The sequence below is a fragment of the Aquabacterium fontiphilum genome (genome assembly GCF_009909205.1).
GTDB classification, from domain to species: Bacteria; Pseudomonadota; Gammaproteobacteria; order Burkholderiales; family Burkholderiaceae_C; genus Aquabacterium; species Aquabacterium fontiphilum.
Genome location: NZ_JAAAPN010000001.1, coordinates 176,627 through 199,569, shown reverse-complemented (window position 1 = coordinate 199,569; position 22,943 = coordinate 176,627). Strand labels below are relative to the sequence as shown.

Here is a 22,943-nt window from a genome sequence, read left to right as displayed (position 1 = left end):
GCCGCCTTACTGCGTCAGCACGACATGGGCCGAGGGCGACCAACAGGCCCAGGCCTCGTCGCCCCAGCTCAGCATGTCGTCCGGGTGGCGCTCGGTGTTGCCCTGGCTCACCTTGAGGATGGCACCGCTGGCCAGCTCCAGGTGGTAGAGCGTGTCGCTGCCGAAATAGACCAGATCGCGCACCTTGCCGCGCACCTGGTTGAGCGGCGCGGGCGCATCGCCGGGCTCCGGCTCGGGCGGGCGCCGCGACAGGCGGATCTTTTCGGGCCGCAGGGCGACCGTCACCGGCATGCCCACATGGCCGGTGATGCCGTGGCCCACGAAATGGCGCACATCGGCGCAGGCGATCTCGACATGGTCCGCCTCGTCCACCGCCAGCGTGCCGTCCATGAGGTTGACGTTACCGATGAAGTCGGCCACGAAGCGGCTCGACGGGGTCTCGTAGATCTCGCGCGGGCTGCCGATCTGCAGGATGCGGCCCTCGCTCATCACGCCAATGCGGCTGGCCATGGCCATCGCCTCTTCCTGGTCGTGGGTGACCATCAGGCAGGTCACGCCGACCGACTCGATGATGTTGACCAGCTCGATCTGCGTGGCCTCGCGCAGCTTCTTGTCGAGTGCGCCCAGCGGCTCATCCAGCAGCAGCAGGCGTGGCTGCTTGGCCAGGCTGCGCGCCAGCGCCACGCGCTGCTGCTGCCCCCCCGACAACTGATGCGGTTTGCGCTGGGCCAGCGGCGCCAGCTGCACCAGTTTGAGCATGGCGTCGACGCGCTGCGCCACCTCGGTGCGTGGCAGGCCTTCGCGCCGCAGGCCGAAGGCGATGTTGTCCCACACCGTGAGGTGTGGAAACAGCGCGTACGACTGGAACATCATGTTGACCGGCCGCTGGTAGGGCGCCAGCCCGACCAGGTCCTGGCCGCCCAGCAGAATGCGGCCCGAGCTCGGCTCGTCAAATCCGCCCAGCATGCGCAGCAGCGACGACTTGCCGCACCCCGATGGCCCCAGCAGCGCGAAGATCTCGCCGCGGTTCAGGTTCAGTGACACGTTGTCCACCGCCCGGAAGCTGCCGCCATCCGGGCTGGGGAAGTCCTTGACCAGACGGTCAATCGACAGGTACGGCTCAGCGCTCAAGACCGCCTCACATGCCGGTCTTGAACGAGGTGTAGATGCGCGTCATCTGTCGGCGGATGTCGTTGTTGACCGCGCCGGGCATGGCCATCTTGCGCATCTCAGCCTCGGGAGGGTAGACCGACGGATCGTTGGCCACCTCAGGCTTGACCAGCGGGCGGGCGGCCGCATTGGGGTTGGCGAAGAACACCTTGTTGGTCAGGCTGGCATGCACCTCGGGGCGCAGGATGTAGTTGATCCACTTGTGGGCGTTCTCGGGGTGGGGCGCATCGGCCGGGATCACCATCACGTCCATGAACACCACGCCGCCCGTCTTGGGAATCAGCGTCTGGATGCGCTGGCCGGTCTTGCCTTCCTGCGCCCGGAAGCGGGCGATGTTGAAGTCACCCGAGTAGCCGAAGGCCATGCACAGCGAGCCGTTGGCCAAGTCGTTGATGTAGCCCGACGAGCTGAACACCGTGATGTGCGGGCGGATGGCCTTGAGCAGCGCCGGCACGGCCTGGTAGTCGGCAATGTTGCGGCTGAAGGCGGGCTTGCCCAGGTAATGCAGCGCCGCCGGCACCACCTCGGTGGCCGAATCGAGCACCGACACGCCGCAGCGCTTGAGGCGGCTCACATACTCGGGCTTGAACAGCAGATCCCAGGCGTTGTCGGGCATGGGCAGGTCGCCCAGCGCGGCCTTGACCTTGTCGACGTTGATGCCGATGGTGGTGAAGCCCCACAGCCAGTTGACCATGTACTGGTTGCCCGGGTCGAGCTGGGCCAACTGCGCCTGGATGCCCGGATCGAGGTTCTTCAGATTGGGCAGCTTGGACTTGTCGAGCTTTTGCAGCAGGCCGCCATCGGCTTGCATCTTGGCCCAGTACGACGAGGGCACGACGATGTCGTAGCCCGTCTTGCCGGCCACCAGCTTGGCGTGAACGATCTCGTTGCTGTCGAAGTTGTCGTAGCGGACCTTGATGCCGGTTTCCTTCTCGAAATTGGCAATCGTGTCCGGTGCGATGTAGTTCGACCAGTTGTAGATGTTGAGGACCTTCTCTTCCTGCGCGTGGGTGGCACCCACGGCCAGCAAGGCTAGGCTGGCGGTCAGGGCGTGGCGCAGGCGCGCCAGAGCTGGACGGGGCGTCGAAGGCATGCGGGCTTCCTCTCTGAATGTTCGGCACGCAAACTTTACGCCAGGGCAGCGCCAGCCCCGCCCCTAGGATGCAGGGAGCCAGCCCCGGTGTTGCAAATCCGTCCACGTCAGGTCCAGGCAGTGACGGATCAGGCCGAGCAGTTCGTCGACCTGGGCTTCGGTCATGACCAGCGGCGGCGCCACGATCATGCGGTCGCCCACTGCGCGCATGATCAGGCCGTTGCCGAAGCAATGGCCGCGGCACAGCATGCCCACACCCAGCGCCGGGTCGAAGGCCTCGGCGGCCACGGCGCTCGGCCCGGCCCCCTGCGCCTTGCGCCGCACCAGGCGCAGGGCGCCCATCAGCCCACAGGTCTCGGCCTCGCCCACCAGAGGGTGCTCGGCCAGCGCCGCAAAGCCGGCAGCCAGGCGCGGCCCGGTCACCTCGCGCACGCGGGTGATGAGGCCCTCGCGCTCGATCAGATCCAGGTTGGCCAGCGCCACCGCACACGCCACCGGGTGGCCGCTGTAGGTGTAGCCATGGGCGAACTCGCCGCCCTGCTCGATCAGCACCCGCGCCACCCGGTCGCCCACCAGCACGCCGCCCAGCGGGATGTAACCCGAGGTCACACCTTTTGCAAACGTGATCAGGTCGGGTCGCGTCCCGAAGCGCTCGCAGCCGAACCAGTGGCCGGTGCGCCCGAAGCCGCAGATCACCTCATCGGACACCAGCAGGATGCCGTACTGGTCGCAGATGCGCTGGATCTCGGGCCAGTAGCTTTCGGGCGGGATGATGACCCCGCCCGCGCCCTGCACCGGCTCGCCGATGAAGGCCGCCACATGCTCAGGCCCCACCTCGCGGATCTTGTCTTCGAGCCAGGATGCGGCACGCCGGCCAAACGCCTCGGCCGACTCGCCCGGCAGGCCATGCTGCACCTGGTAGGGCTGGTCGATGTGTACGATGCCGGGGATGGGCAGGCCGCCCTGGGCGTGCATGTCTTTCATGCCGCCCAGCGAGGCCGCCGCCATGGTGGAGCCGTGGTAGGCGTTGTAGCGGCTGATGACGGTGTGGCGACGCGGCTGGCCCATCAGATCCCAGTAGCGCCGCACCATGCGGATCACGGTGTCGTTGCCTTCCGAGCCCGAGCCGCTGAAGAACACATGGCTGAACTGTGGTGGGCTGATCTGGGCCAACCGCGCGGCCAGGGCCACCGCGGGCGGTGTGGTTGTCTGGAAGAAGGAGTTGTAGAAGGGCAGCGTGCGCAGCTGCTCGGTGGCCGCGTCGATCAGCGCCTGCTGGCCGTAGCCCACGTTCACACACCACAGGCCGCTCATCGCATCGAAAAGCCGCTGGCCTTCGCTGTCCCAAAGATAGATGTTGTCGCCGCGGGTGATGATGCGGCTGCCCTTGGCGGCCAGCGCCTTGAAGTCGGTGAAGGGGTGCAGGTGGTGGGCGGCATCCAGCGCCTGCCATTGCGCGGTGGTGTGTTCGAACTGCGGCATGGTGACGGCTTTCAGGCGTGACAGTCAGACGTGAAGCAGCAGGTGCTCGCGCTCCCAGGGCGAGATCACCTTCATGAACTCGGCGTGCTCGACCTCCTTGATCTCGGTGTAGACGGTCAGGAAGTCCTGGCCCAGCACCTCGGCCAGATCGGTCTCGTCGCGCAGCAGGCCCAAGGCCTCGCCCAGGCTGCGGGGCAGCAGGTAGTCGCTCAGGTAGGCGTCGCCGCGGCACTCGGGTGAGGGCTCGATCTGCTTGATGATGCCCAGGTAGCCGCAGGCCAGCGTGGCGGCCAGCGCCACATACGGATTGGCGTCGGCACCGATCACGCGGTTTTCGATGCGGCGCGCCTGCGGCTCGGCCACCGGCGAGCGAAAACCCACCGTGCGGTTGTCGGCGCCCCAGTGCGTGTTGATGGGCGCCGCGGTGGAGCGCACCAGCCGCCGGTAGCTGTTCACATACGGGGCGAACAGCGCCATGGCCGCGGGCACGTAGCGCTGCAGGCCGCCAATGAACCAGTAAAAGGCCTTTGACGGGCTGCCATCGTCGTTGCTGAACAGGTTGCGCCCCGTGGCCTTGTCCACGACGCTCTGGTGGATGTGCATCGCACTGCCTGGCTCGTTGGCCATGGGCTTGGCCATGAAGGTGGCATACATCTCATGGCGCAGCGCCGCCTCACGGATGGTGCGCTTGAAGAAGAACACCTCGTCGGCCAGGCCCAGCGGATGGGCATGGAAGAAGTTGATCTCCATCTGCCCGGCACCCACCTCGTGGATCAGCGTGTCGACGTTGAGCTCCATCTGCTCGCAGTAGGCGTAGATGTCCTCGAACAGCGGATCGAACTCGTTGACTGCATCGATGGAGTAGGCCTGTCGCGAGGTTTCGGCGCGGCCGCTGCGGCCCCGAGGCGGGCGCAGCGGTTGGTTGGGGTCGGTGCTGCGCTCGATCAGGTAGAACTCGAGTTCGGGCGCCACAACCGGCAGCCAGCCCTGGGCCTCGTACAGCGCACACACGCGCTTGAGCACCGAGCGCGGCGCATACGGAATGAGTTCGCCGTCGCGTGTGTAGCAATCATGGATGACCTGGGCGGTCGGGTCGGTGGCCCAGGGCACGATGCGCACCGTGGTCGGGTCCGGCCGCAGGTGCATGTCGCGGTCGGTCGGGGTGATGACGTCGTAGTAGGCGCCCGACTGCGGAAACTCGCCGGTGACCCCGATGGCCACGATGCCCTCGGGCAGGCGCATGCCGCGGTCTTCGGTGAACTTCTCGCGCGGCAGGATCTTGCCGCGGGCCACGCCGGTCAGATCCGGCACCAGGCATTCGATCTCGGTGACCCGGCGCTCGTTGAGCCAGTGTTCAAGGTCGCTGAAACTGCTGGGTAGCCGGCGTTGCATGGTGTTCACCTGGTGTTTGTGTGTCGCCGCGTGTCAACGGCGCTGGGGATGGGGGACTTCCTCGATCGCGTCGGCGTGCTGCTCGCGGCGCGCGCGGTGGGCGCGGCAGGCCTGGCCGAAGGCGTCGAACAGGCGCCGCGACACCGGGTTGGCCGCCGCCTGCCATTCGGGGTGCCACTGCAGGCACAGGTTGAAGGCCTGGCCCGGCTCCCAGGTGAAGGCCTCGACCACGCCATCGGGCGCCACGGCCTCCACCCGCAGACCGGGCGCCAGGCGCTTGACCCCCTGGCCGTGCAGGCTGTTGACCATCACCTGCGCACCGTCGCGCACATCGGGCGGCAAGTCCGCCAACACAGCATCCAGCGTGCCGCCCGGGGTCAGCGCCACCGGATGGGCAAAGCCATACTCCTGCTCGACGGGCAGGTTGCCGTCGCCACGGTGGTCCATCAGACCGGGCTGTTCGTGCACCGCCTGGTGCAGCGAGCCGCCCAGGGCCACGTTCACCTCCTGGAAGCCTCGGCAAATGCCCAGCAAGGGGATGCCACGTTGCAACGCCTCCCGGATCAAAGGCAGTGTCCAGGCGTCGCGGTCAGGGTCGAGCGGCAGGGAGGGGTCGTGCACGTCTTCGCCGAAATGGCTGGGATGCACATTCGACGGCGAGCCGGTCAGCAACACGCCGTTGGCGATGTCCAGCAGCGTGCCGAGCTCGTCCACGTGCGCGGCCGGCACGACGAGCGGCACGCACCCTGCCAGTCGCACGGCCTCGACGTACTTGCGTCCAGCCACGTGGAAGGGATGACGCCCCAACACCCGCTGGCAGGCGGGCACCAGGACGATGGGCGGTCTGTTCAGATGGGCACTCATGGCGCTGTCGTCCTGCAACCAGTGTGCCAAAGCGGCATGGCTTGTCAATGCGAATGGCGTGACAATCGTCTCATGCCCGCACCAGATGACGCGCTCACCCTCGCTTATCTCGAATTTGACCTCGGTGAGACCACCGATGGGGTGCACACGCTGGAGGCGCTGGCCTCGGTGCAGGCCGCGCATCGGCCGGCGCTTGCCGCCGAGGTCGAGGCGGTGCTGACCTGGTGTCGCACCCGCTTTCCGAACGGGCCCGGACCGCTCGAAGAAGGGCACGATTGGGACATGGCCTGCGACTGGACGGTGGACGGCGGCGGCGACCACGAGGGCGCCCCGGCCTGGCACACCGTCGGGCTCACGCTGACCGGTCCCGCGGCCTTCGCCGAGGCGCTCACGCACGCCTGGCGCAACACCCCATCGGGGCATTGACCCGCATCAAGCGCAGTTGTTTTCAGGGCGCGGGCACTTCCCTTGCCCCGTGCGGCCGGCGATCATGGGATGTCTGCCACCCGTCGCGCCGCCATGGGACAGGAAATCAGCCGCACCACCTTCACTGACGACGACCGTCAGCGCTTCGCGCTGGCCCTGCAAGCCGAGACCGCGCTGGCCCGGCAATGGTTCGAAGCCGGGCGCTTCGCCGAAGACAGCCTGACCGTGGGCTGTGAGCTGGAAGGTTGGCTGCTGGACCGCAACCGCTTTCCCAAGGCCAGCAACCAGCGCATCCTGGCGGCCCTGGACGACCCCATGGTCGTGCCCGAGTTGTCGCGCTTCAACATCGAGCTCAATGCCAGCCCCCGCGCGCTGGCCGGCACCGCCCTGTCCGACATGGAGGCCGAGCTGCGCGCCATCTGGGCGCGCTGTGACGATGCCGCACGCGATGACGGCGGCAACGTGGTGGCCATCGGCACGCTGCCGACGCTGAAGGAGGCCGATCTGAGCCTGTCGGCCATGACGCCCTCCTCCCGCTACCGCGCGCTCAACGAGCAGGTGCTGCGCGCCCGCGGCGGTGCGCCCATCACCCTGGACATCGACGGCATCGGGTCGCTGCACACGGCCCACGAGAACGTCATGCTGGAGGCGGCCACCACGTCGTTCCAGCTGCACCTGCAGGTGCCGGCCTGCGCGATCAGCCGCTACCTGAACGCCTCGACCGTGCTCAGCGGCCCGATCGTCGCCCTGTCCGCCAACGCGCCCTTTCTGTTTGGCCAGCCGCTGTGGCATGAGACGCGCATCCCCCTGTTCGAACAGGCCGTGAACTGTGGCGACGGCCCGAGCGGCCAGCGCGTGACCTTCGGCAGCGGCTACGTGGGCGCCGACCCGACGACCGTCTTTGCCGACAACGCGGCGCACTACGACGTGTTGCTGCCGCTGTGCAGCGCCGACCCGCCCGAGCAGTTCAGCCACCTGCGTCTGCACAACGGCACGGTGTGGCGCTGGAACCGCCTGCTGATCGGCTGGGATGCCGCACGCCAGCCCCACCTGCGGCTCGAACAGCGCGTGATGCCGGCCGGCCCCACACTGGTCGACATGGTGGCCAACGCGGCGTTCTATTACGGCGCCGTGCACATGCTGGCCGCGCGGCCACAGCCCCCAGAGGCCGCCCTGCCCTTCGAGGACGCGCGCGCCAACTTCTACCGCGCCGCCCGCGACGGGCTCGCCGCCCCCCAACGGTGGCTGGACGGCAAGACCCACACGGCGCAGGCGCTGCTCACCCAGTTGCTGCCGCTGGCCGAAGAAGGGTTGCACCGCCTCGGCGTGTCGCCCGCCGACGCGCGGCGCTATCTGGATGTGGTCGCCCTGCGCCTGCGCACCGGGCAGAACGGCGCCGTCTGGCAGCTGGCCCACCACGGCCGCCATGGCGACCTGTTCCAGCTCACGGCCGATTACCTTGCCTTGCAGCACCAGGGCCTGCCGGTGCATGAATGGCCGGTGTGAGCCCGCCCCAGCCGATGGGCATGCCCCCGATGTGTATCCGCCTGATTGTGTTGACAAGACATGCCTGAGCCCGCCCTCCACCTGACCGAGCTGCACGCCCTGCCGCCCAGCCTTCTGACCACGCCAGCCCGGCTGCTGCACACCGTGCTGCCCGGGCCGACCTTGATCCATCTGCCAGGGCGACGCGAACCCGCGCTGTTCGTCTGCGCGCTGCTGCACGGCAACGAAGACGTGGGCCTGGCCGCGCTGCAGATGGTCTTGCGCAAGCACGCCCGTCAGCCCCTGCCTCGGGCCTTGAGCCTGTTCATCGGCAACATCGAAGCCGCTGCCGAAGGCCTGCGTCGGCTTGACGGGCAGCCGGACTACAACCGTGCCTGGCCCGGCACGGTGGCCCACGTGGGCACGCCGGAGCACGGTTTGATGACCCGGGTACACGACATCATGCGCGCGCGCGGGGTGTTTGCCTCGCTGGACATCCACAACAACACCGGCCTGAACCCGCACTACAGCGTGGTGACCGACCTGACCCCGCAGACCTTGCACCTGGCGCGGCTGTTTTCGCGCACGGTCGTGTGGTTTCGGGGCACGCCGGGTACACAGACCGGGGCGTTCAGCAGTTGGTGTCCATCGGTGGCGGTGGAATGTGGGCAACCCGGCCAGGCCACGAACGAGATGGCGGCCGCGCGCTTCATCGAGGCGGCGCTGCACCTCAGCGACTTTCCGGACCATCCCTTACCGGCATCGGAGCTGGATCTGTACCACGCGCTGGCCGTGGTCAAGGTGGCGCCCGAGCTGAGCTTCGGCTTTGGCGACCCGGACGCGGCGCTGCGCTTCGACGCCGAGATGGACCACCGCAACTTCGTCGAGTTGCCGGCTGGTGCCGTGTTCGCTCACAGCACGCATCCGCGGCCGCTGCAGGCCTGGGACGAGCAAGGGCAGGATGTGGCCGAGGCCCTGTTCGAGCGGGTGGGCGATGCGCTACAGCTGGCGCGCCCGGCCATGCCGGCCATGATCACGCGCGATCTGCGCGTGGTGCGACAGGATTGCCTGTGCTACCTGATGGAGCGGGTGCCCCGCTCACTGGTGGGCACCGCCATGGTGGATGGCACGTCTCAGTTCGAGCGGCGCGGCGGCGGGGTGTAGCCGGTGCGCTCGATGTGGCGGAAGGTGATGCGGCCCTTGCTCAGGTCGTAAGGCGACAGCTCGAGCGACACCTTGTCACCCGCCAGGATGCGGATGTGGTGCTTTTTCATCTTGCCGGAGGTGTACGCCACCAGCTGGTGTCCGTTGTCGAGTGTGACGCGGAAGCGGGAGTCCGGCAGGACTTCGTCCACCACGCCTTGCATTTCGATCAGTTCTTCCTTGGCCATGTCTGATTGCGCTTGTTTCGGGTCTGCCTGGACGCGCTTGTTGACGGCATCCTGACGGTGCCAGTGGGATGCTGCAGCGCGATGGGTTCGCAAACGAACCCGACATTGTAACATCGGGGGATGCAGTCAGCCAGCCCCCCTCCCCCGCAGTCCGGCGCCCGGGAGGACGCCCTCACCATCGGCCTGGTGGGCCTGGCGCATGGGATCTCCCACTTTCACCACCTGCTGCTGCCCACGCTGTTTCCCGTCTTCGCGCGCGAGTTCGGGTTGAGCTTTGCCGAACTGGGCCTGCTGATGACGGTGTTTTTTGCCGTCTCGGGCATCGGGCAGACCGCCTCGGGCTTTCTCGTGGACCGCGTCGGCGCGCGGCCGGTGCTGTTTGCCGCGCTGCTGTGCTTTGCGGGCGCCGGGCTGATGACCGCGCTGGCCGGTACCTTCACCGGGCCCTATGTGGGGCTCATGGCCGCCGCCGTGCTGGCCGGCCTGGGCAACGCCCCCTTCCACCCGGTGGATTTCACCATCCTCAACCACCGCGTTGCGCTGCCGCGGCTGGGCCATGCGTTTTCCATCCATGGCATCAGTGGCAACCTGGGCTGGGCGCTGGCGCCGGTCTTTCTGATCGGCATGCAAGGGCTCACGGGCAGCTGGCGGATCGCCTGCGCGGCGGCCGCACTGATGACGCTGACGTTGACGGCCGTGCTGTGGTGGCAGCGCGCCGCGCTGGACGATCGCGGCACCCCGCTCGCGGCAGAGCACACCAACAAGCCCGCAGGCGCCCGGCCGGGTGCGCTCCAGGGCGCTGGCTCGCTCGGGCTGGCGCAACTGCTGGCCATGCCCACGGTGTGGCTGTGCTTCGGGTTTTTCTTCTGGTCCACCGCGGCGCTGAGCGCGGTGCAGGGCTTTGCCAGCCCGGCACTGCAGCAGCTCTACGGCCTGCGCGAATCGCTGACCGCGTTTGTCGTCACCGCCTTCATGCTGGCGGGGGCCGCCGGCATGGTCGTCGGCGGGTTTCTGGTGGCGCGGGTACAGCGGCTGGAGCGCACCATCGGTGTGGCCATGGCCGCATCGGCCGGGCTGTTCCTGATGGCAGCCTCGGGCGCTGTGGCCCCCTGGGCGGCGGCGGCCAGCGTGGCGCTGGCCGGGTTCGGCACGGGGCTGGCCGGCCCTTCGCGCGACATGCTGATCAAGCGCGCGGCGCCGGCCGGGGCCACCGGCCGCGTCTACGGCCTGGTGTATTCGGGGCTGGATCTCGGCTTCGCGGTGGCCGCGCCGGTGCTGGGCCACTGGATGGACCATGGCCGCCCAGGGTGGGTGTTCGCGGGCGCCGCCGGGGCGCTGCTGCTGGCGGTGGCCTCGGCCAACTGGGTGGGGCGCCGCACCACCGCCCGGCTCAGTCCTCTTCCTGCCCCTTGACGGGGCCCTTGAAGCGGTCGGGCGTGTAGACGTTGCCCTCGCGTTGCACACGGGGGCGTCCGGCATCGGACGGCTGCTGACGTGCGCGCTGCATGGCGTCATGCAGCACCTGCTGGGCCTGGTTGCGCGACGACCGCCAGTAGCGCATCGCCCGCAGGCGCTGCACGGTGCGCACCCACAGACGCTCGAAAGCCCGGTCCAGCCGGGCACGCCGTTGCGGGCCCAGGACCAGACGCACCAGCAAGGCCACACAGACCGCTGCCACCAGCACGGCCAACGCTTGCTCGAACCCGAAAGACGACGACGCCATCTGCACACTCCGTGTGCCACATGTTAGCGTCGATCGCCTCGCTCTGCCCGCTCGCTCCCCGCATCCGGGGCGTTGAGCAACTGGTCCAGCGTATCGGCATTCAGGCTGGGCACCTCAAAGCGCACGGCCTCCGGATCGAAAACCACCCCCCGGCCGTCGCTGTAGTAATCCACCGGCACAGCCAGACGCATGGCAAGGTTGCCGCCGAGTTCGCGGCGGGCCAGGTTCCAGTCCTTGCGCCACAGGGTGAAGCTGGTGACAAAGGCATCGGCCACCACCTCGGCGTAGCCGTTGAGGCTGAAGGCCAGCCGGGGCGTGAGCGAGGCGTTCAGACCAGCATGCAGATGCAGCCCGGTGGTGGGCCGCCAGTCGATGTCCACCGCGGGTGTCGCACGCGCGGTGAGCGCCGCCTCGGCGCTGACGTTCAGGCCTGCCGTGGCGCGGATCACCGCCGCGCCCAGCGACACGCCGGCATCCAGCGAGGCGGCCACGCCAGCTTCGGCCGGCAGCTCGAAGGTCGCCCCACCGGTGACATGCAGGCTGTCAGGCTGGGCGGGGTTGAAGTCGTGCACCGCGACCTCGGTCCGGGTCAGCCGACCGGGGCCCACATGGGCGTGGCCCGTGACGCGGCCGTTGATGGTCAGCGCCAGCCCCACGACCGAGCCCCCGACCGACAGGCCCACCAGCGGCACGGACACGGTGGGCATGCGGAACAGCTCACGACGGGCCCGCTCGGGCGCCGGGTACTGGTTGAACACGGTGACGGGCTCGGGGAGGCCGATGCGCCCGCTGATGAGCAGATCGCCGCTGGGCCGCACCTTGAGGCCCACGCCGCCTTCGAGCCAGTCGGTCAGGCGCACGGTGACGGTGCCGTTGCCAAAGGGGTGCAGCTCGCCGCCTGCGCCACCGGCCGCCCCCTCGGCCGGCGGACTGCCCAACAGCCGGCCGTCATCGTCCACGGCGCCGTTGGTCAGGCCCACGCGCACGCGCCCGCGCACCCGCTCGCCCACCGCGAACGGGGCATCGGCCGCGAACATGAACAGGCCGTCGCGGTAGCTGGCCTCCAGCGTGGCCGTGATGCCGGCAAAGGTCGCCTCGGCCGTGCCAGAAGCGCTCAGCGACCAGTCGCTGTTGCCAGCCGCCTGGGCAAGCGCGGCCTCGATGCGCCCGTTGCGCAAACCCGGTCGATCGCGAAAGCGGGCCGTGCCGCCGATCATGGTGCCGCGTTCCGGGTCGAACGTCACCCCCAGCGTCGCCGACTCGACGCCCGGAATCGCCAGTTCGGCCGTACCCTGGATGCTGCGCTGCTCGCCATCAAAGCTGGCATCGACCGATGCGCGCTGGATGCCACGCACCTTGCCCGGGCCGATGGCCAGGCGCCCGCCGCCGGACAGCTTGCCCTCGGGCGCGTCGGGCGTGCGCGCATAGGTCAGGCGCACGCTGGCTTCGCCATCGAACAGGTTGCGATCAAACTGGAAATCACCGGTGAGCCGGAAGCCCTCCCGGCTGGCCGCACCGCGCAGGTTGCCCTGGCCCAGGCGGGCAATGCTGTAGGCCACACCGCCGTCGAGGGTGAGCCCGCTGCGCGTGCCCAAGGCCACAGTGAGGTCGCAGCCATCGATGCGGAAGGGCCCGCCCAGGGCCAGCTCGCCGCCTGAGAACGCCTTGTAGACCTGCAGGTCGTTGCCAAGCAGGCGGAAGTCCAGGCGCGAGCCGCGCAGCAGCGCGATGCTGGGCTCGACATGACCGTGCACCGTCAGGCCGAGGCCCGGCACGATGTCCATGTCGCTGATGACCACGGGGCTCAGGGCCGTGACGCCCCCTTCGCGCAAGATGCCGCGGAAGCGCTCCAGCAGGCTGTCGGTGTCGAGCACGCCGGCGTTGGTCAGGCGCGGCAGGCGCACGATGTCGATGGCCACATCGGCGCGCGCGCCCTCAGCCAGCTGGGCGTGCACGAGCCGGCCGCGAACCTGCCCCATCGGGCCGGTGGCCGAGCCACTGAGGGTCAGCGTCAGGCCACTCGTGTTCAGCCCGGGCAGCCAGTCGCGCAGCACGCGGTCGGCGTCGGCCGGCTGCCCGTCACGCAGGGGCACCGACTTGGGCTGGCCACCGCGCTTGGTCGGATACAGCACCAGCAGGTTGGGCGAGCCGGTGTAGCGCGCGGCATCCACCCCGGCGGGCCAGGGCTGCACGGCATGCCCGTCAGAGGGAGCGCCCGTCAGGTTGGACGGGTCGTAGATGCGCAGGCCCTGGGCCGGTTGTGCGGCCAGCACGTTGTCCAGGGTGTAGCGATGCCCGACCGCAGGGTCGCCCTCGGCCAGAAAGCTGCCGAAGCGAACATGGAAGCGCCGCTTGAGCACCTCGGCCTGACGCTGCTCGACCGGCAGGCTGCGCGCCGCGTCAGAGCGCGCATAGGCGGCAAAGGCCTCGTCCATGAAGCGGTCGATGGCCCGGCCGGAGGCACCATTGGCGCTGCGCTCAAGCAGCTCCAGGTTTTCGATGCGGTCGTAGCCGATGCCACCGATCTGCAGCTCGACGATGTGATCGACCTCGAACGGGTGCTCCTGCGGATCGCCATCGCGGGTCCAGCGGGGCTGGCGCAACGCCAGCGCGAGGTCGTTCATGCGCCCCACCATCACATGGCTGCCGGCATTGGCCAGGGTGCGCTGGCGCGGCACGGCCACATACACCTTGTCGGCCTCCAGGCCGCTGACCACGGTCTGCATGGCGGTGCGCAGTGTGCCGGGCGGCGTGGCCTGTCGCCACAGGCTTTGCTGACGCGAGTCGAGGTCGGCACGGCGGTAGCCGGCCGGCCGGCGCACGCCCGCCGTGAGTGCGCGCTGGTAGGCCGCGTGGCGGTGGCGGTTGTCGTCGCTTTCGGTGTACTTCAGCGATGGCAGCTTGAGCTGCGGCAGGGTGATGTCGCCCAGCGCGGGCTCGCCGGCCTCGCGGGGAGCCGCGCCACCCGCGGCCGGCGCAGGGCCCGCGGCCGGTGGCGCGGCGCTGGCGGCCGCAGGTGCGGGGGCTGCTGCCGAGGCGGCCGGCGTGTCGTCCGTGCGCATGACCTGGCGGGCCACGCCGCGCTGCTGCTGCAGGACGTGAGCCAGTTCATGCGCCAGCAGGCGCTGCCCCTCGGCGCTGTCGGGCTGGTAGGCGCCCGGGGCGAAGGCGATGTCGTGGCCCACGGTGAAGGCGCGAGCCTGCAGGCGTTCGGCTTCGCGCTCGGCCATCGGCGTGGTGTGCACACGCACCTGCGAGAAATCCGCACCGAGCTGCTGTTCCATGTGGCCACGGGTGGCGGCGTCCAGTGGCTCGCCGGCGCCCAGGCGCTGAACCACGCCTTCGTCGACCTCGGTGGGCGCCCGCGCGCCAGCCTCGGCGGTGCCATCGGCGCGCTTGGGCATGACCGACTGGTTGGGCTCGGTCGACGCCAGGGGCTCGGCGCTGCACACCGGCTCGGTGTGCGTGAGCTCGGACGCACCGGCCGCCTTGCCCTGGTCGTCGGTGGTCTTGACCACGGGGGGGCCGGCCTTGTTGGTGGCCACATCGCGCAGGGTGCTGGCATCCAGTGTGGGCTGCTTGATGCTGAACGCATCCGAGATCTTCTCCGGCGTGATCTTGCCGGTCTTGGAGTTGTAGCCCACGGTGCCGGTGGCGCTGATGCCCACGGGCAACTGGTAACTGGCCTGCGCCAGCGTGAAGTTCTTGCTCCACACCGTCACCTTCTTGACCAGCAGGTTGAGCTTGGCCGCCACCTCGCCAAACACCCGGAAGGTCAGCGCCGGGTTGATGTTCAGGCTGAGCGTGCTGGACAGATCGAGCCCATTGGCCACGCTGTAGGTGAAGTCGGTCTTGGCCCCCAGAATCGGCTGCTTGTCGTCGGGGATGTTGACGCCGGCTTCCAGCCCCACGCTGCCCACCAGGCTGGCCACGGCCGCGCTGAACTCCAGGTTGAGCTGCGCCCCGACCTTGACGCCCGCGTCGCCCGGCACCTCGAAGCGCCCGCCGCCCTTGAACTTGAGCTGGTCGATGTCCACGGCGGCCGGGTCGAACTCCTCGACCTCGATGAACACGCCCTTGAGCTTGCCGGGCCCGATGTAGGCATGGGCCTTGAGCGTGGCCGTGGCCGAGACGGTGACGCCCACCGACACCGAGCCCACTGAAAAGCCCAGACCCGGCACGGGCACCGATGGCGACTCATACGCCTCGTCGATGAACTCGGCCTTGCCCTTGGGCACCCGAGGGAACAGTTGCACCTCGTCGACCTTGAGGCCGCCGCCCACGCGCACCGTGCCATCTGGCGCCAGCCGCAGCTTGAGCGTGCCGGTGAGCACGTCGGGAATCAGCTTGGCGTCGATGTCGGCGGCGCCAAACGCCTTGAACGTGCCGCCCTCGCCTTTGTCGGCACGCTTGCCGTGTTCATCGACTGCCGCGTTGGTGACGCCCGCTTTCACCGTGCCGCTCAGCGGGCCCTTCTTGAAGTCGAAACTGCCCTCCAGCAACACCGTGCCGTCGCTGTAGTCGAAGGCGAGCTTGGCCCCGCTGAGGCCGGGAATCTTGGGCGTGACCTCGCCGTTGGCCGACACCTTCCACTGCTCGCCCGCCTGCTTGACCGACACGGTGATGTCGGCCGCCTCAACCATGGGCACCTTCTCATCAAGCGACAGCTTGCCGGTGACCTGGAGCTGTTCCTGTGCATACGTGACCGACAGCGACGCGGCCTTCAGACCCGGGATGTCGGGCATGACATCACCGGTGGCCGTGAAGACCGAGTTGGCATAGGACACCGAGAGGCTGGCCGACTTGATGCCTTTGATCTTGTCCGGGTTGGTGATGCCCAGCGTGCCCTTGCCGCTGAAGCCCTCGCCCGTGGTGTAGCCCAGTTCGACCTTGGCCAGATCGAAGAGCTTGCGGTCGGCCGTGAGGGCGCCCTTGGCATACAGGATGGGTGCCTCCTTGCCCGAGCGCATGCCCACCGTGAGATGACCTGAACCAAATCCTTTGATGGTGAAGCCCAGGTGGCCCTCGGCGCCCAGGCCTTTGGTGCCATACAAGAGCGTGAGGCTCGCGTCATCGACGGTGATGCCCGGCAGCTTGAGCTTGTCGCTGAGGTCGCCCGCTGAGAGCGTGTGTTCGAAAGCCAGCTCATCGCCCCGCCAGCGAACCGGGATCTGCAGGCCCTGGAACAGTTCGTGGCTGGCGGTGAGCATGCCATCGGCGACCACCTGCCCCCGCACCACGCTGACCTGCTCGAAGGCAACGGGGCTGGCGCCGGGCACGTCGAGCCCCGGCGGATTCAAGCTGGCCAGGGCCCCAGCGTAGGGCTTGCTGGTGATGCGGTTGAGCGTCGCGGTGAAACGCTTGCCGGCGTTGACCTTGACGGTTCGCGGCAGGTCCCACGTCCCTTCCAGCGTCCCGACCGGTCCTGTCCCCGGCTGGTCCAGATCGGCCGTCAACGTGATCGAGTCGATGCGCAAGCCCGCGAGCCGCCCGCTGTTGTGCACATTGACCTTGTTCTTCTTCAGCGGGAAGGCATCGATGAAGCCGGCGCCCGTGTCAGAGTACAGCGCGAAGCGGTCCTTGTGCGTGCCGTCGTCCTTGGCCGCGCGCGGGTCGTTCTTGAGCCAGACCAGGTGCTCGCCCTTGGCGATCTGTTCGCGGCTCCAGAACTGGGAGGTGGACTCCGGGTTCTTGCCGGCCCCGCCACCCTCCACTTCCTCGAACTTGATGTCGTTGTCCTTCAGGTAGGACTTGACCAGGTTGTCGCCGGTGTTCTTGTCCACCGCCGCCAGATAGGTCTTGACGTTGGCATAGATGGCCGAGCGCAGCAAGGAGCCCACGTTGGTGTTGTGCTTGCCCGTCAAGAGCTCGTAGTTCTCGAACGCATCTTCACCGCCGACCTGCACTTCGACGATGTGGTCCACCTGCATGGGGCTGTTGAACCAGCTGCCATCCGGCGCCCAGGTGGGCACCTTCAGCCGTTCGACCACCTCGCCGACGGTGCCACTGATGGTCTGGCGCGTGGCGCCGAACCAGGTCAGGCTCTGCCGTCCGCCCGCGGGATCGAAGCCGATGCTGTCGTAATGCGGGGCCAGGTCGACCGCCTTCTTCCACTTGTTGACCTGGTCTGTGGCAAAGGCCGGTTTGTCACGGTCGTACCCGGCAGGCCGTTTCAGTGACTTCCCCGCTCGCTTCTTGTACACCGGTGCATGCCGCGCCTTGATCTCCGGCAGCCGCAAGGTTTCCAAGCCCTTGCGCGCCTTCTTGTCCTTGACCGGATCAATGGCAGCCTGGCGGACGTCGTTGGGATCGGCATAGGCCGGGTTGGTGGCCGGCGCAGCCGCCGGCGCGCGCGCCACGACCGCGGCCAACCCCATGTCGTCGTTCTGCATGACGTGGGCCAGCTCGTGCGCCATGAGGTGGCGACTCGATTCACCGCCCGGCTGATACTCGCCTGCGGCGAAGACCACATGGTGACCGAAGGTGAAGGCCCGCGCGTGCAGCGCGCGCGCCGCGTCGGCGGCCGCAGCGTCGTGGTGCACCCGCACGTGCGACAGGTCGCGCCCAAAGCGCGGCTCGAAGAACGCGCGGGCGTCTGCATCCAGCGGCTCACCCGGGCCCAGGCTCGCTTTCAGGGCCTCCGGACTGTCAGGCTGTTTCGAGCCGGACGGATCCTGTGCCTGAGACGACGCGGCCCGCTGGACAGGCTTGTCCGCAGCGCCCGCGAGGCCTGCGGGGCCAGCCTGGCGCTTGTCATCACGCGCCGTGGGCGCCGGCTTGGCCCCAGCGGCAGCAGGCGCGCCAGCAGGCTGACGCATCACCCGATCGGCCATGGCATCGGCCTCGCGCTCGATCGCATCGCCAGGCTCGGTCACGGCCAGCTTGGGGCGCGCGGCGAGTCTGGCGAAGGCGTCCTTGTTGGCGTCCTTGTCGGCTGCCTTGTCTGCGGCCTTATTGGCGCTCTTATCGGCACCCTTGCTGGCGCCCTGATTGACCGCCTTGCCATCATCCCGACGCGCTGACTGGGGGGCCGCAGCGCCCTGACCCGCCGCGTCCTTCGCAGGCGCAGCGGGTGTGGCCGGCTTCTTGGTGTCGGCGCGGGGCGGGGCAGACTGGGCCATGATGGGTCCGTGCGATCAACCCGTCGCGGTCAGTTCAGTTCCATGCGCAACACACCGACCACCGTGAGCACCTGGGCGCCACCAAAGTCGGTCACCGTCGAGGCGATGTGGCCATCGTCCCCCCCGCTGGGCGGCGTCCCCCCAGGCACGTTCAGCAACTTCTTCAGGGCATCGTGCTGCACAGCCGGCTGGACCCCGGCGGCCAGCGGCGCACGCGCGTCCACGCGGAAAGCCAGGAACAGGTAGCCCAGTTCGTGGGGCTGCCGTGTCATGTAGGCCGCATCCTGCTGGAGCAGCGTCATGTCGGTGGCATGCAGGCTGCCGCCGGTGAACTGCACGATGCGATCCGGCACCCGCTCGACCACGTGCGTCACCGCCCCGGCGGCCTCCTTCATCTTCGCCAGGTAGTCCGCCAGCTCGGCCCAGCCCTGGTCAGGCTGCTTGCGCATCTGCCCCAGCGTGCGCTGGTAGACCTCATAAGGCAGCATCACGACGCGGTGGCTGACCGTCTGCGCCGCCGCTTCCTCCAGCGTGACCACCAGCATCCCGCCATCGAGCCCGGCGTCATCCAGCACCGCGGGTGTGCGTGTCAGCGTGCCCACCACGCCGCTGCCGGTGGCCGGGGGCTGCACGATGCCGTCGAGCATGCGCAGCATCTCGCGCACACGGAAGTGGTTCTGCCAGCCCTGTCCCGCCTGGGGCCGACGCTCCCACACACAGGCCAGCGCCACGCGGCTGGCCGGCTGAGCGGCCTGCCACATGGCCCGCACATCGGCGGTCGTCTCCTCGGGCGCCGTGTTGTCGTCAAGGTAGCGCAGCACACCGACACGCCGCGGCTGCAGCTTGGCCAGCACCGCATCGTCGTTGCGCTGCAAGGCCTGCTTGAGCATCTCGAGCTCTTTGGAGGAGCCCACCTTCAGATGCCAGACCTGGAAGGCCTCGGTGACCGACGCGGGCAGCGGCTGGCTGCAGACCGGATCACAGAAATGCGGGCGCGCGCGCCGGAACATCACCCAGTCGTGCACGGCGCGCACCGCCTGCGCCGATCCCGCCTTCGGCACCGGCAGCAACCGCTGACGGGCACGGTGGAACAGCGCTGGATCCGCCAGCGTGTCGGCCAGCTGGGTCAGACCATTGAGCGCACGCGCGGCCAGCGGCGAGCTGGCCGATGGCATGGCGGGCAGGGCTTGCAAGGTCATCAGTTCCAGCCGCCCATCCCCGGGGGTGGCATCCAGCGCATCGATGGCGGCCTGGATGGCCGCGCGCGTCGCCTCGTCGGCAGCCTGCTTGAGCATGTTGCGCCAGTCCAGCCCGACCACCGCCTGTCGCGGCATGTCGTCCCAGCTCACGTCGATGGGCGGCGAGTCGGGCGCCTGCTGGCCATCGTCGATGCGCAAGAGGCCGTCGCGCGCATCGCCCTGGCGCGTGATCACGTAGCTGCGCCGCACTTGCTTGCGCTGGCTGGTGGACTGACCCGCCCATCGCGCCACCAGATGCTGGTCCAGATCGATCTGGATGCGCAGCACGGTACGCTGCCCCTGGCTGCTGCGATGCAGCACGGTCATCGTGCCCATGCCCTGAAGGTGCCACCCCACTGGCTGGCCCTGGCGCGCGACCTGCAGCGCCAGCTCCAGCTGCATCGGAGACTGCCCGCCCACGGCCAGTGCGAACGGGTCGTCGCGCAAGTCGGCGGCGGCGTAGCTTACGGCCGAGGCGGCCGTGTCGTCTGGCTCCTCGTCTTCATCGTGCAGCGCGGGTCGCGCGCCCAGCACCATGGTCACACGGTGTCCGGCTGTGGCATCCCGGTCGGTGCGGGTCAGACCGTCGACCGCATCGGGGAGCCGACCCGCCACATTCACGGCCTTGCCTGCCTCGGGCGCGGCATGCATGTGGGTGCGCATGGCCTGCATGTCCTGGCCGGCCGCGGGGGCCGTCGCCTCGGCATCGGCCATCTTCATCTCCATCGTCTCCTGGCCCGCCGAGAGCACGGACATCACCGCCAGGCTGCCTGCCACGGGCGTGTGCATCCGCGTCTGCCACCATGTGCCCGGCGGTGGTGCAACCGTGGCGCCCACGGCGCCATCGGGCACGAACACCTCCACGTCTTCCAGCGCCTGCGGGTTGTCGATGCCCTTGGTCAGCGAGATGCGGTTCATGTGCTGGGCTTCTTCCAGCAGGTGGGGCAAAGCGTCGAATGGCGCAGCGCGCAAGTGCAGTCGCACACCTTCGCCGAACCAGCGGGCAAGCTGCTCGGCCACCGGCTGGCTCGCGGCGACCGGCAGGTAGCCGGCCGGCGGCAGCTCGCCAAAGCCCTTGGCCAGCAGCCAGCGCGACGGATGCTGCTTGCCCACGCCCACATCGAGCTTGGCCAGCGCGGCATCCAGGGCCTGCAGGTGCGCCACGGACGATTGCGTCTCATTGACCATCCAGGTGGCATCCGTCTTGGTCACACGGCCGCCCAGGCGTTCGACCATCTGCTTGGCGCTGTCGGCATACTGCTTGTGCAGCGTGCGGATCTCTCGACGCGTGCGGTCCAGCGCGTCGCGCAAGGCGTCGCAGGGGTCAGCGGGGGTGCCCAGGTCGACGTCGGCACCCAGCCCGGCGCTGAGCTGACACTGGAACTGCAGGATCTGCGCGAGATAGGCGTTCCACGGGCGCATGGCCATCCGGCCCTGCCAATAGGCACGGGCCTGGGTCTCCATGCGCTCGCGCCGGCCCGTCCAGATGTCGAGCGATTTCAGCGTCTGCCCCTCGCGCACCAGCACACCGAGCACCAGTTCATTGGCTGCGCCGATGCTGGCTGGCCCGCACCATACGGGCCCGCGCAGGCCTTGCGGGTTGAGCAGGTGCGGCACGGCGGCACGCTCGCGCGCGAAGTACGCCGAGGCCACGCGGTTGCGCAGGTGCGCGGTGCCGTACAGCGGGCTTTGCGGCAGCGGCAGCGCGATCGGACGCAGGCGCAGCACCAGACCGTCGCGCACCTGGCTGTGCCGGGCATCCGAGACGCAGGCCGATTCGCACAGCTTGCCGTGCACCGGCTCGTTGCCGCACAGCGCATCAATGGGGCCCGCCGTCAGCTCATACACGACCAGCCCGTCGCCCACGGAGGTGGTGACCGGGCCGGTGGTCGGCTCGGTGCAGGGTGCAAAGCCGGCCGCGCCAGAGCCCGTGGAAGGCGCCGGCTTGGCCACGGCCAGCAACTCGCTCAGACGGGCCGACACCTCGCCCACGGCCATCACGAATTCGCCCGCCGGCGTGACGCCCAGACCGGGCAGCACGGTGAGCTGGTCGCCTTCGACCTCGACATCCAGACCGTGGACCACGCCCCAGCCGCCGGCCTGGTTGGCCAGATGCACGCGCAGGCGGTGATAGGCCTGCTCCTGCGCGAGGTCGTCGGCGCGCAGGAAGCGCCCGTCGAAGTAATGCAGGCGGGTCAGCGGCGAGGCGGTTTCGATGAAGGCGCGGCCATCGGTGACGCCCGCGTCCAGGCATTCGGTGTGGAGTTCGTCTTGCTTGCCCATGATGGACCTCAGGTAAGGGTGATCGACAGGGAGCGGCCATCGGCCTGCGCTTCGGGGGCGCCGAGCGGCAAGCCGTTGGCGCCCATCAAGGGGGTGGGGCCGCTGCCCTGCAGCGTGATGCGCACGGGCTGACCGGCCTGCACGGCAGCGGCCAGCGTCAGCGTGGCGGTGGGCACGCCGTCAGGCTCGGCGTAGGCCACCGCCGTGACAGCATGGCTGTGCCAACCCGCACCGGCCGCAGCCGCGGCATCAAACTGCGTGACGGCAAATGCGGTCAACGCCACGCTGGCGGGCGCCAAAGGCTGGCTGAACACCAACGTGACGCTGGCGCCACTGGCGCTGCTGCCCTCCGCAAGGGGCAGCGGGCCGCCCACCGCAGGCGGGGTGGCCAGACCAGGCAGCAGCACACGCTGCAGCGTGGCGGTGGACAGCAACAGCGGCCGCACAGCCATGTCCACGGCGTCCACGCTGGCCTGCCATTGCCCATCGACCTGGGTGAAGGCCACACCGTGCAAGCGGGCCAGCACCACCGGGGGCGTCGCCTCCGCCGCCTCGGCATTGGGATTGGCGCCAGGCGGCGCGTCAGGCGGCAAGCCGGCCAGCCAGGCCACCCAGCCGGCGCGGTCGTCCGGCAAGGGGCTGGGAAGCGGCCCGGTTGGCGGCAGTTCCGCTTCCGCCTCGCCCGCCGGCGCCACACGGCGCAGGCTCAGCCGGGCGGTTTCACACACACGGGCATAGGCGATGTCGCTGGCCTGGCGCTGACAGGGATCGGCGATGGCCGGCACCGGCTCGCTCAGGCAGGTGGCGTAGGACACCACCACCTCCAGCGTGAGGCGGGCATGGGTGCGGCCCCAGAACTCGGCGTAGTCGGGGTCTTTTTCCAGCAGCCGTGCGGCCCACCAGCGGCTCAGGCTCAGGCACTGAGGCTCGCTCAGCAGCAGGTCGCGCCCACCGTCATCCAGCGCGTGGCCAGGGCTCACGCGCAGCTCGGCCCGGTCGACCTCATCGGGCGTGGACTCGACTGAGACGGCAAAACCGGTGACCACACCGTGACCGTGCAGGGCGCGCTGGTGGCGACGCGCCTGGCCCAGATGAAAGCCCTGAAGGGCGCGGAGGTCATCCACACCCAGCAACTGGCCGAAGTGGACATTGAGCGTGCAGTCGGGGTTCTCGGGTAGCACGGCGGCGCAGCGGTCGGCGTCGGCGCGCGGGTCACAGTCGGGCTGACGGCGGAGGGCGGCAGAGGTCATCTCGGGCTCCAGGAATCAGGGGGGC

General features: G+C 69.1%; 14 protein-coding genes. 4 read left to right on the top strand and 10 right to left on the bottom strand.

The genetic code is table 11. The features are described 5' to 3' along the window. Window positions 1-6: 6 nt before the first annotated feature. The 5 genes from GTZ97_RS00830 to GTZ97_RS00810 form a co-directional block, all read right to left on the bottom strand. Window positions 7-1,131 carry an ABC transporter ATP-binding protein gene (locus tag GTZ97_RS00830; protein WP_161648601.1) on the bottom strand — a complete coding sequence of 375 codons (1,125 nt, stop codon included), beginning with the start codon at window positions 1,129-1,131 and terminating at the stop codon, window positions 7-9. Between the two features lie 7 nt (window positions 1,132-1,138). Then, on the bottom strand, window positions 1,139-2,263 hold the full coding sequence (locus GTZ97_RS00825; RefSeq protein ID WP_161648600.1) for a polyamine ABC transporter substrate-binding protein: 1,125 nt from the start codon (window positions 2,261-2,263) through the stop codon (window positions 1,139-1,141). Window positions 2,264-2,326: 63 nt separating this feature from the next. Next, complete coding sequence (locus GTZ97_RS00820; RefSeq protein WP_161648599.1) at window positions 2,327-3,745, bottom strand: aspartate aminotransferase family protein; 1,419 nt, start codon at window positions 3,743-3,745, stop codon at window positions 2,327-2,329. Between the two features lie 24 nt (window positions 3,746-3,769). Beyond that, window positions 3,770-5,137, bottom strand: a complete 1,368-nt coding sequence (locus GTZ97_RS00815; protein ID WP_161648854.1) for a glutamine synthetase family protein — start codon at window positions 5,135-5,137, stop codon at window positions 3,770-3,772. A 33-nt stretch (window positions 5,138-5,170) separates the two neighbouring features. After that, complete coding sequence (locus tag GTZ97_RS00810) at window positions 5,171-6,001, bottom strand: gamma-glutamyl-gamma-aminobutyrate hydrolase family protein (protein ID WP_201748110.1); 831 nt, start codon at window positions 5,999-6,001, stop codon at window positions 5,171-5,173. A 72-nt stretch (window positions 6,002-6,073) separates the two neighbouring features. Between GTZ97_RS00810 and GTZ97_RS00805 the strand changes: the two genes are divergently transcribed. From GTZ97_RS00805 to GTZ97_RS00795, 3 genes are all read left to right on the top strand, one after another. Beyond that, window positions 6,074-6,427 carry a hypothetical protein gene (locus tag GTZ97_RS00805; RefSeq protein ID WP_161648598.1) on the top strand — a complete coding sequence of 118 codons (354 nt, stop codon included), beginning with the start codon at window positions 6,074-6,076 and terminating at the stop codon, window positions 6,425-6,427. A 69-nt stretch (window positions 6,428-6,496) separates the two neighbouring features. Beyond that, window positions 6,497-7,933, top strand: coding sequence for a glutamate-cysteine ligase family protein (locus GTZ97_RS00800; protein WP_201748109.1), 1,437 nt, complete (start codon window positions 6,497-6,499; stop codon window positions 7,931-7,933). A 60-nt stretch (window positions 7,934-7,993) separates the two neighbouring features. Next, window positions 7,994-9,076: a M14 family metallopeptidase gene (locus tag GTZ97_RS00795; RefSeq protein WP_161648597.1), complete on the top strand. Its 1,083-nt coding sequence runs from the start codon at window positions 7,994-7,996 to the stop codon at window positions 9,074-9,076. Here GTZ97_RS00795 and infA read toward each other — a convergent pair. Then, window positions 9,046-9,303: a translation initiation factor IF-1 gene (gene infA, locus GTZ97_RS00790; RefSeq protein ID WP_161648851.1), complete on the bottom strand. Its 258-nt coding sequence runs from the start codon at window positions 9,301-9,303 to the stop codon at window positions 9,046-9,048. The two genes, GTZ97_RS00795 and infA, sit on opposite strands and share 31 nt — an antisense overlap. Before the next feature lie 120 nt (window positions 9,304-9,423). Here infA and GTZ97_RS00785 point away from each other — a divergent pair, with 120 nt between their 5' ends. Then, the gene (locus tag GTZ97_RS00785) at window positions 9,424-10,716 is read left to right on the top strand and encodes an MFS transporter (protein WP_161648596.1); all 1,293 of its coding nucleotides are present in this window, start codon (window positions 9,424-9,426) and stop codon (window positions 10,714-10,716) included. On the opposite strand, the gene GTZ97_RS00780 is transcribed toward GTZ97_RS00785, so the two are convergent. The 4 genes from GTZ97_RS00780 to GTZ97_RS00765 are packed head-to-tail and all read right to left on the bottom strand — an operon-like array spanning window position 10,694 to window position 22,918. Continuing rightward, window positions 10,694-11,026 (bottom strand): hypothetical protein, encoded by a 333-nt coding sequence (locus GTZ97_RS00780; protein ID WP_161648595.1) that lies wholly within the window; start codon window positions 11,024-11,026, stop codon window positions 10,694-10,696. The two genes, GTZ97_RS00785 and GTZ97_RS00780, sit on opposite strands and share 23 nt — an antisense overlap. Before the next feature lie 23 nt (window positions 11,027-11,049). Then, window positions 11,050-18,147 (bottom strand): eCIS core domain-containing protein, encoded by a 7,098-nt coding sequence (locus GTZ97_RS00775; protein WP_161648594.1) that lies wholly within the window; start codon window positions 18,145-18,147, stop codon window positions 11,050-11,052. Window positions 18,148-18,176: 29 nt separating this feature from the next. Then, window positions 18,177-21,668 carry a hypothetical protein gene (locus GTZ97_RS00770; RefSeq protein ID WP_161648593.1) on the bottom strand — a complete coding sequence of 1,164 codons (3,492 nt, stop codon included), beginning with the start codon at window positions 21,666-21,668 and terminating at the stop codon, window positions 18,177-18,179. A gap of 8 nt (window positions 21,669-21,676) precedes the next feature. After that, window positions 21,677-22,918, bottom strand: a complete 1,242-nt coding sequence (locus GTZ97_RS00765) for a hypothetical protein (RefSeq protein ID WP_161648592.1) — start codon at window positions 22,916-22,918, stop codon at window positions 21,677-21,679. Window positions 22,919-22,943: the final 25 nt, after the last annotated feature.

Bases quoted from the DNA above. Each gene is read 5' to 3' on its own strand.
- GTZ97_RS00825 (WP_161648600.1), bottom strand. From the start codon at position 2,263: ATGCCTTCGACGCCCCGTCCAGCTCTGGCGCGCCTGCGCCACGCCCTG.
- GTZ97_RS00820 (WP_161648599.1), bottom strand. From the start codon at position 3,745: ATGCCGCAGTTCGAACACACCACCGCGCAATGGCAGGCGCTGGATGCC.
- GTZ97_RS00815 (WP_161648854.1), bottom strand. From the start codon at position 5,137: ATGCAACGCCGGCTACCCAGCAGTTTCAGCGACCTTGAACACTGGCTC.
- GTZ97_RS00810 (WP_201748110.1), bottom strand. From the start codon at position 6,001: ATGAGTGCCCATCTGAACAGACCGCCCATCGTCCTGGTGCCCGCCTGC.
- GTZ97_RS00805 (WP_161648598.1), top strand. From the start codon at position 6,074: ATGCCCGCACCAGATGACGCGCTCACCCTCGCTTATCTCGAATTTGAC.
- GTZ97_RS00800 (WP_201748109.1), top strand. From the start codon at position 6,497: ATGTCTGCCACCCGTCGCGCCGCCATGGGACAGGAAATCAGCCGCACC.
- GTZ97_RS00795 (WP_161648597.1), top strand. From the start codon at position 7,994: ATGCCTGAGCCCGCCCTCCACCTGACCGAGCTGCACGCCCTGCCGCCC.
- infA (WP_161648851.1), bottom strand. From the start codon at position 9,303: ATGGCCAAGGAAGAACTGATCGAAATGCAAGGCGTGGTGGACGAAGTC.
- GTZ97_RS00785 (WP_161648596.1), top strand. From the start codon at position 9,424: ATGCAGTCAGCCAGCCCCCCTCCCCCGCAGTCCGGCGCCCGGGAGGAC.
- GTZ97_RS00780 (WP_161648595.1), bottom strand. From the start codon at position 11,026: ATGGCGTCGTCGTCTTTCGGGTTCGAGCAAGCGTTGGCCGTGCTGGTG.
- GTZ97_RS00775 (WP_161648594.1), bottom strand. From the start codon at position 18,147: ATGGCCCAGTCTGCCCCGCCCCGCGCCGACACCAAGAAGCCGGCCACA.
- GTZ97_RS00770 (WP_161648593.1), bottom strand. From the start codon at position 21,668: ATGGGCAAGCAAGACGAACTCCACACCGAATGCCTGGACGCGGGCGTC.
- GTZ97_RS00765 (WP_161648592.1), bottom strand. From the start codon at position 22,918: ATGACCTCTGCCGCCCTCCGCCGTCAGCCCGACTGTGACCCGCGCGCC.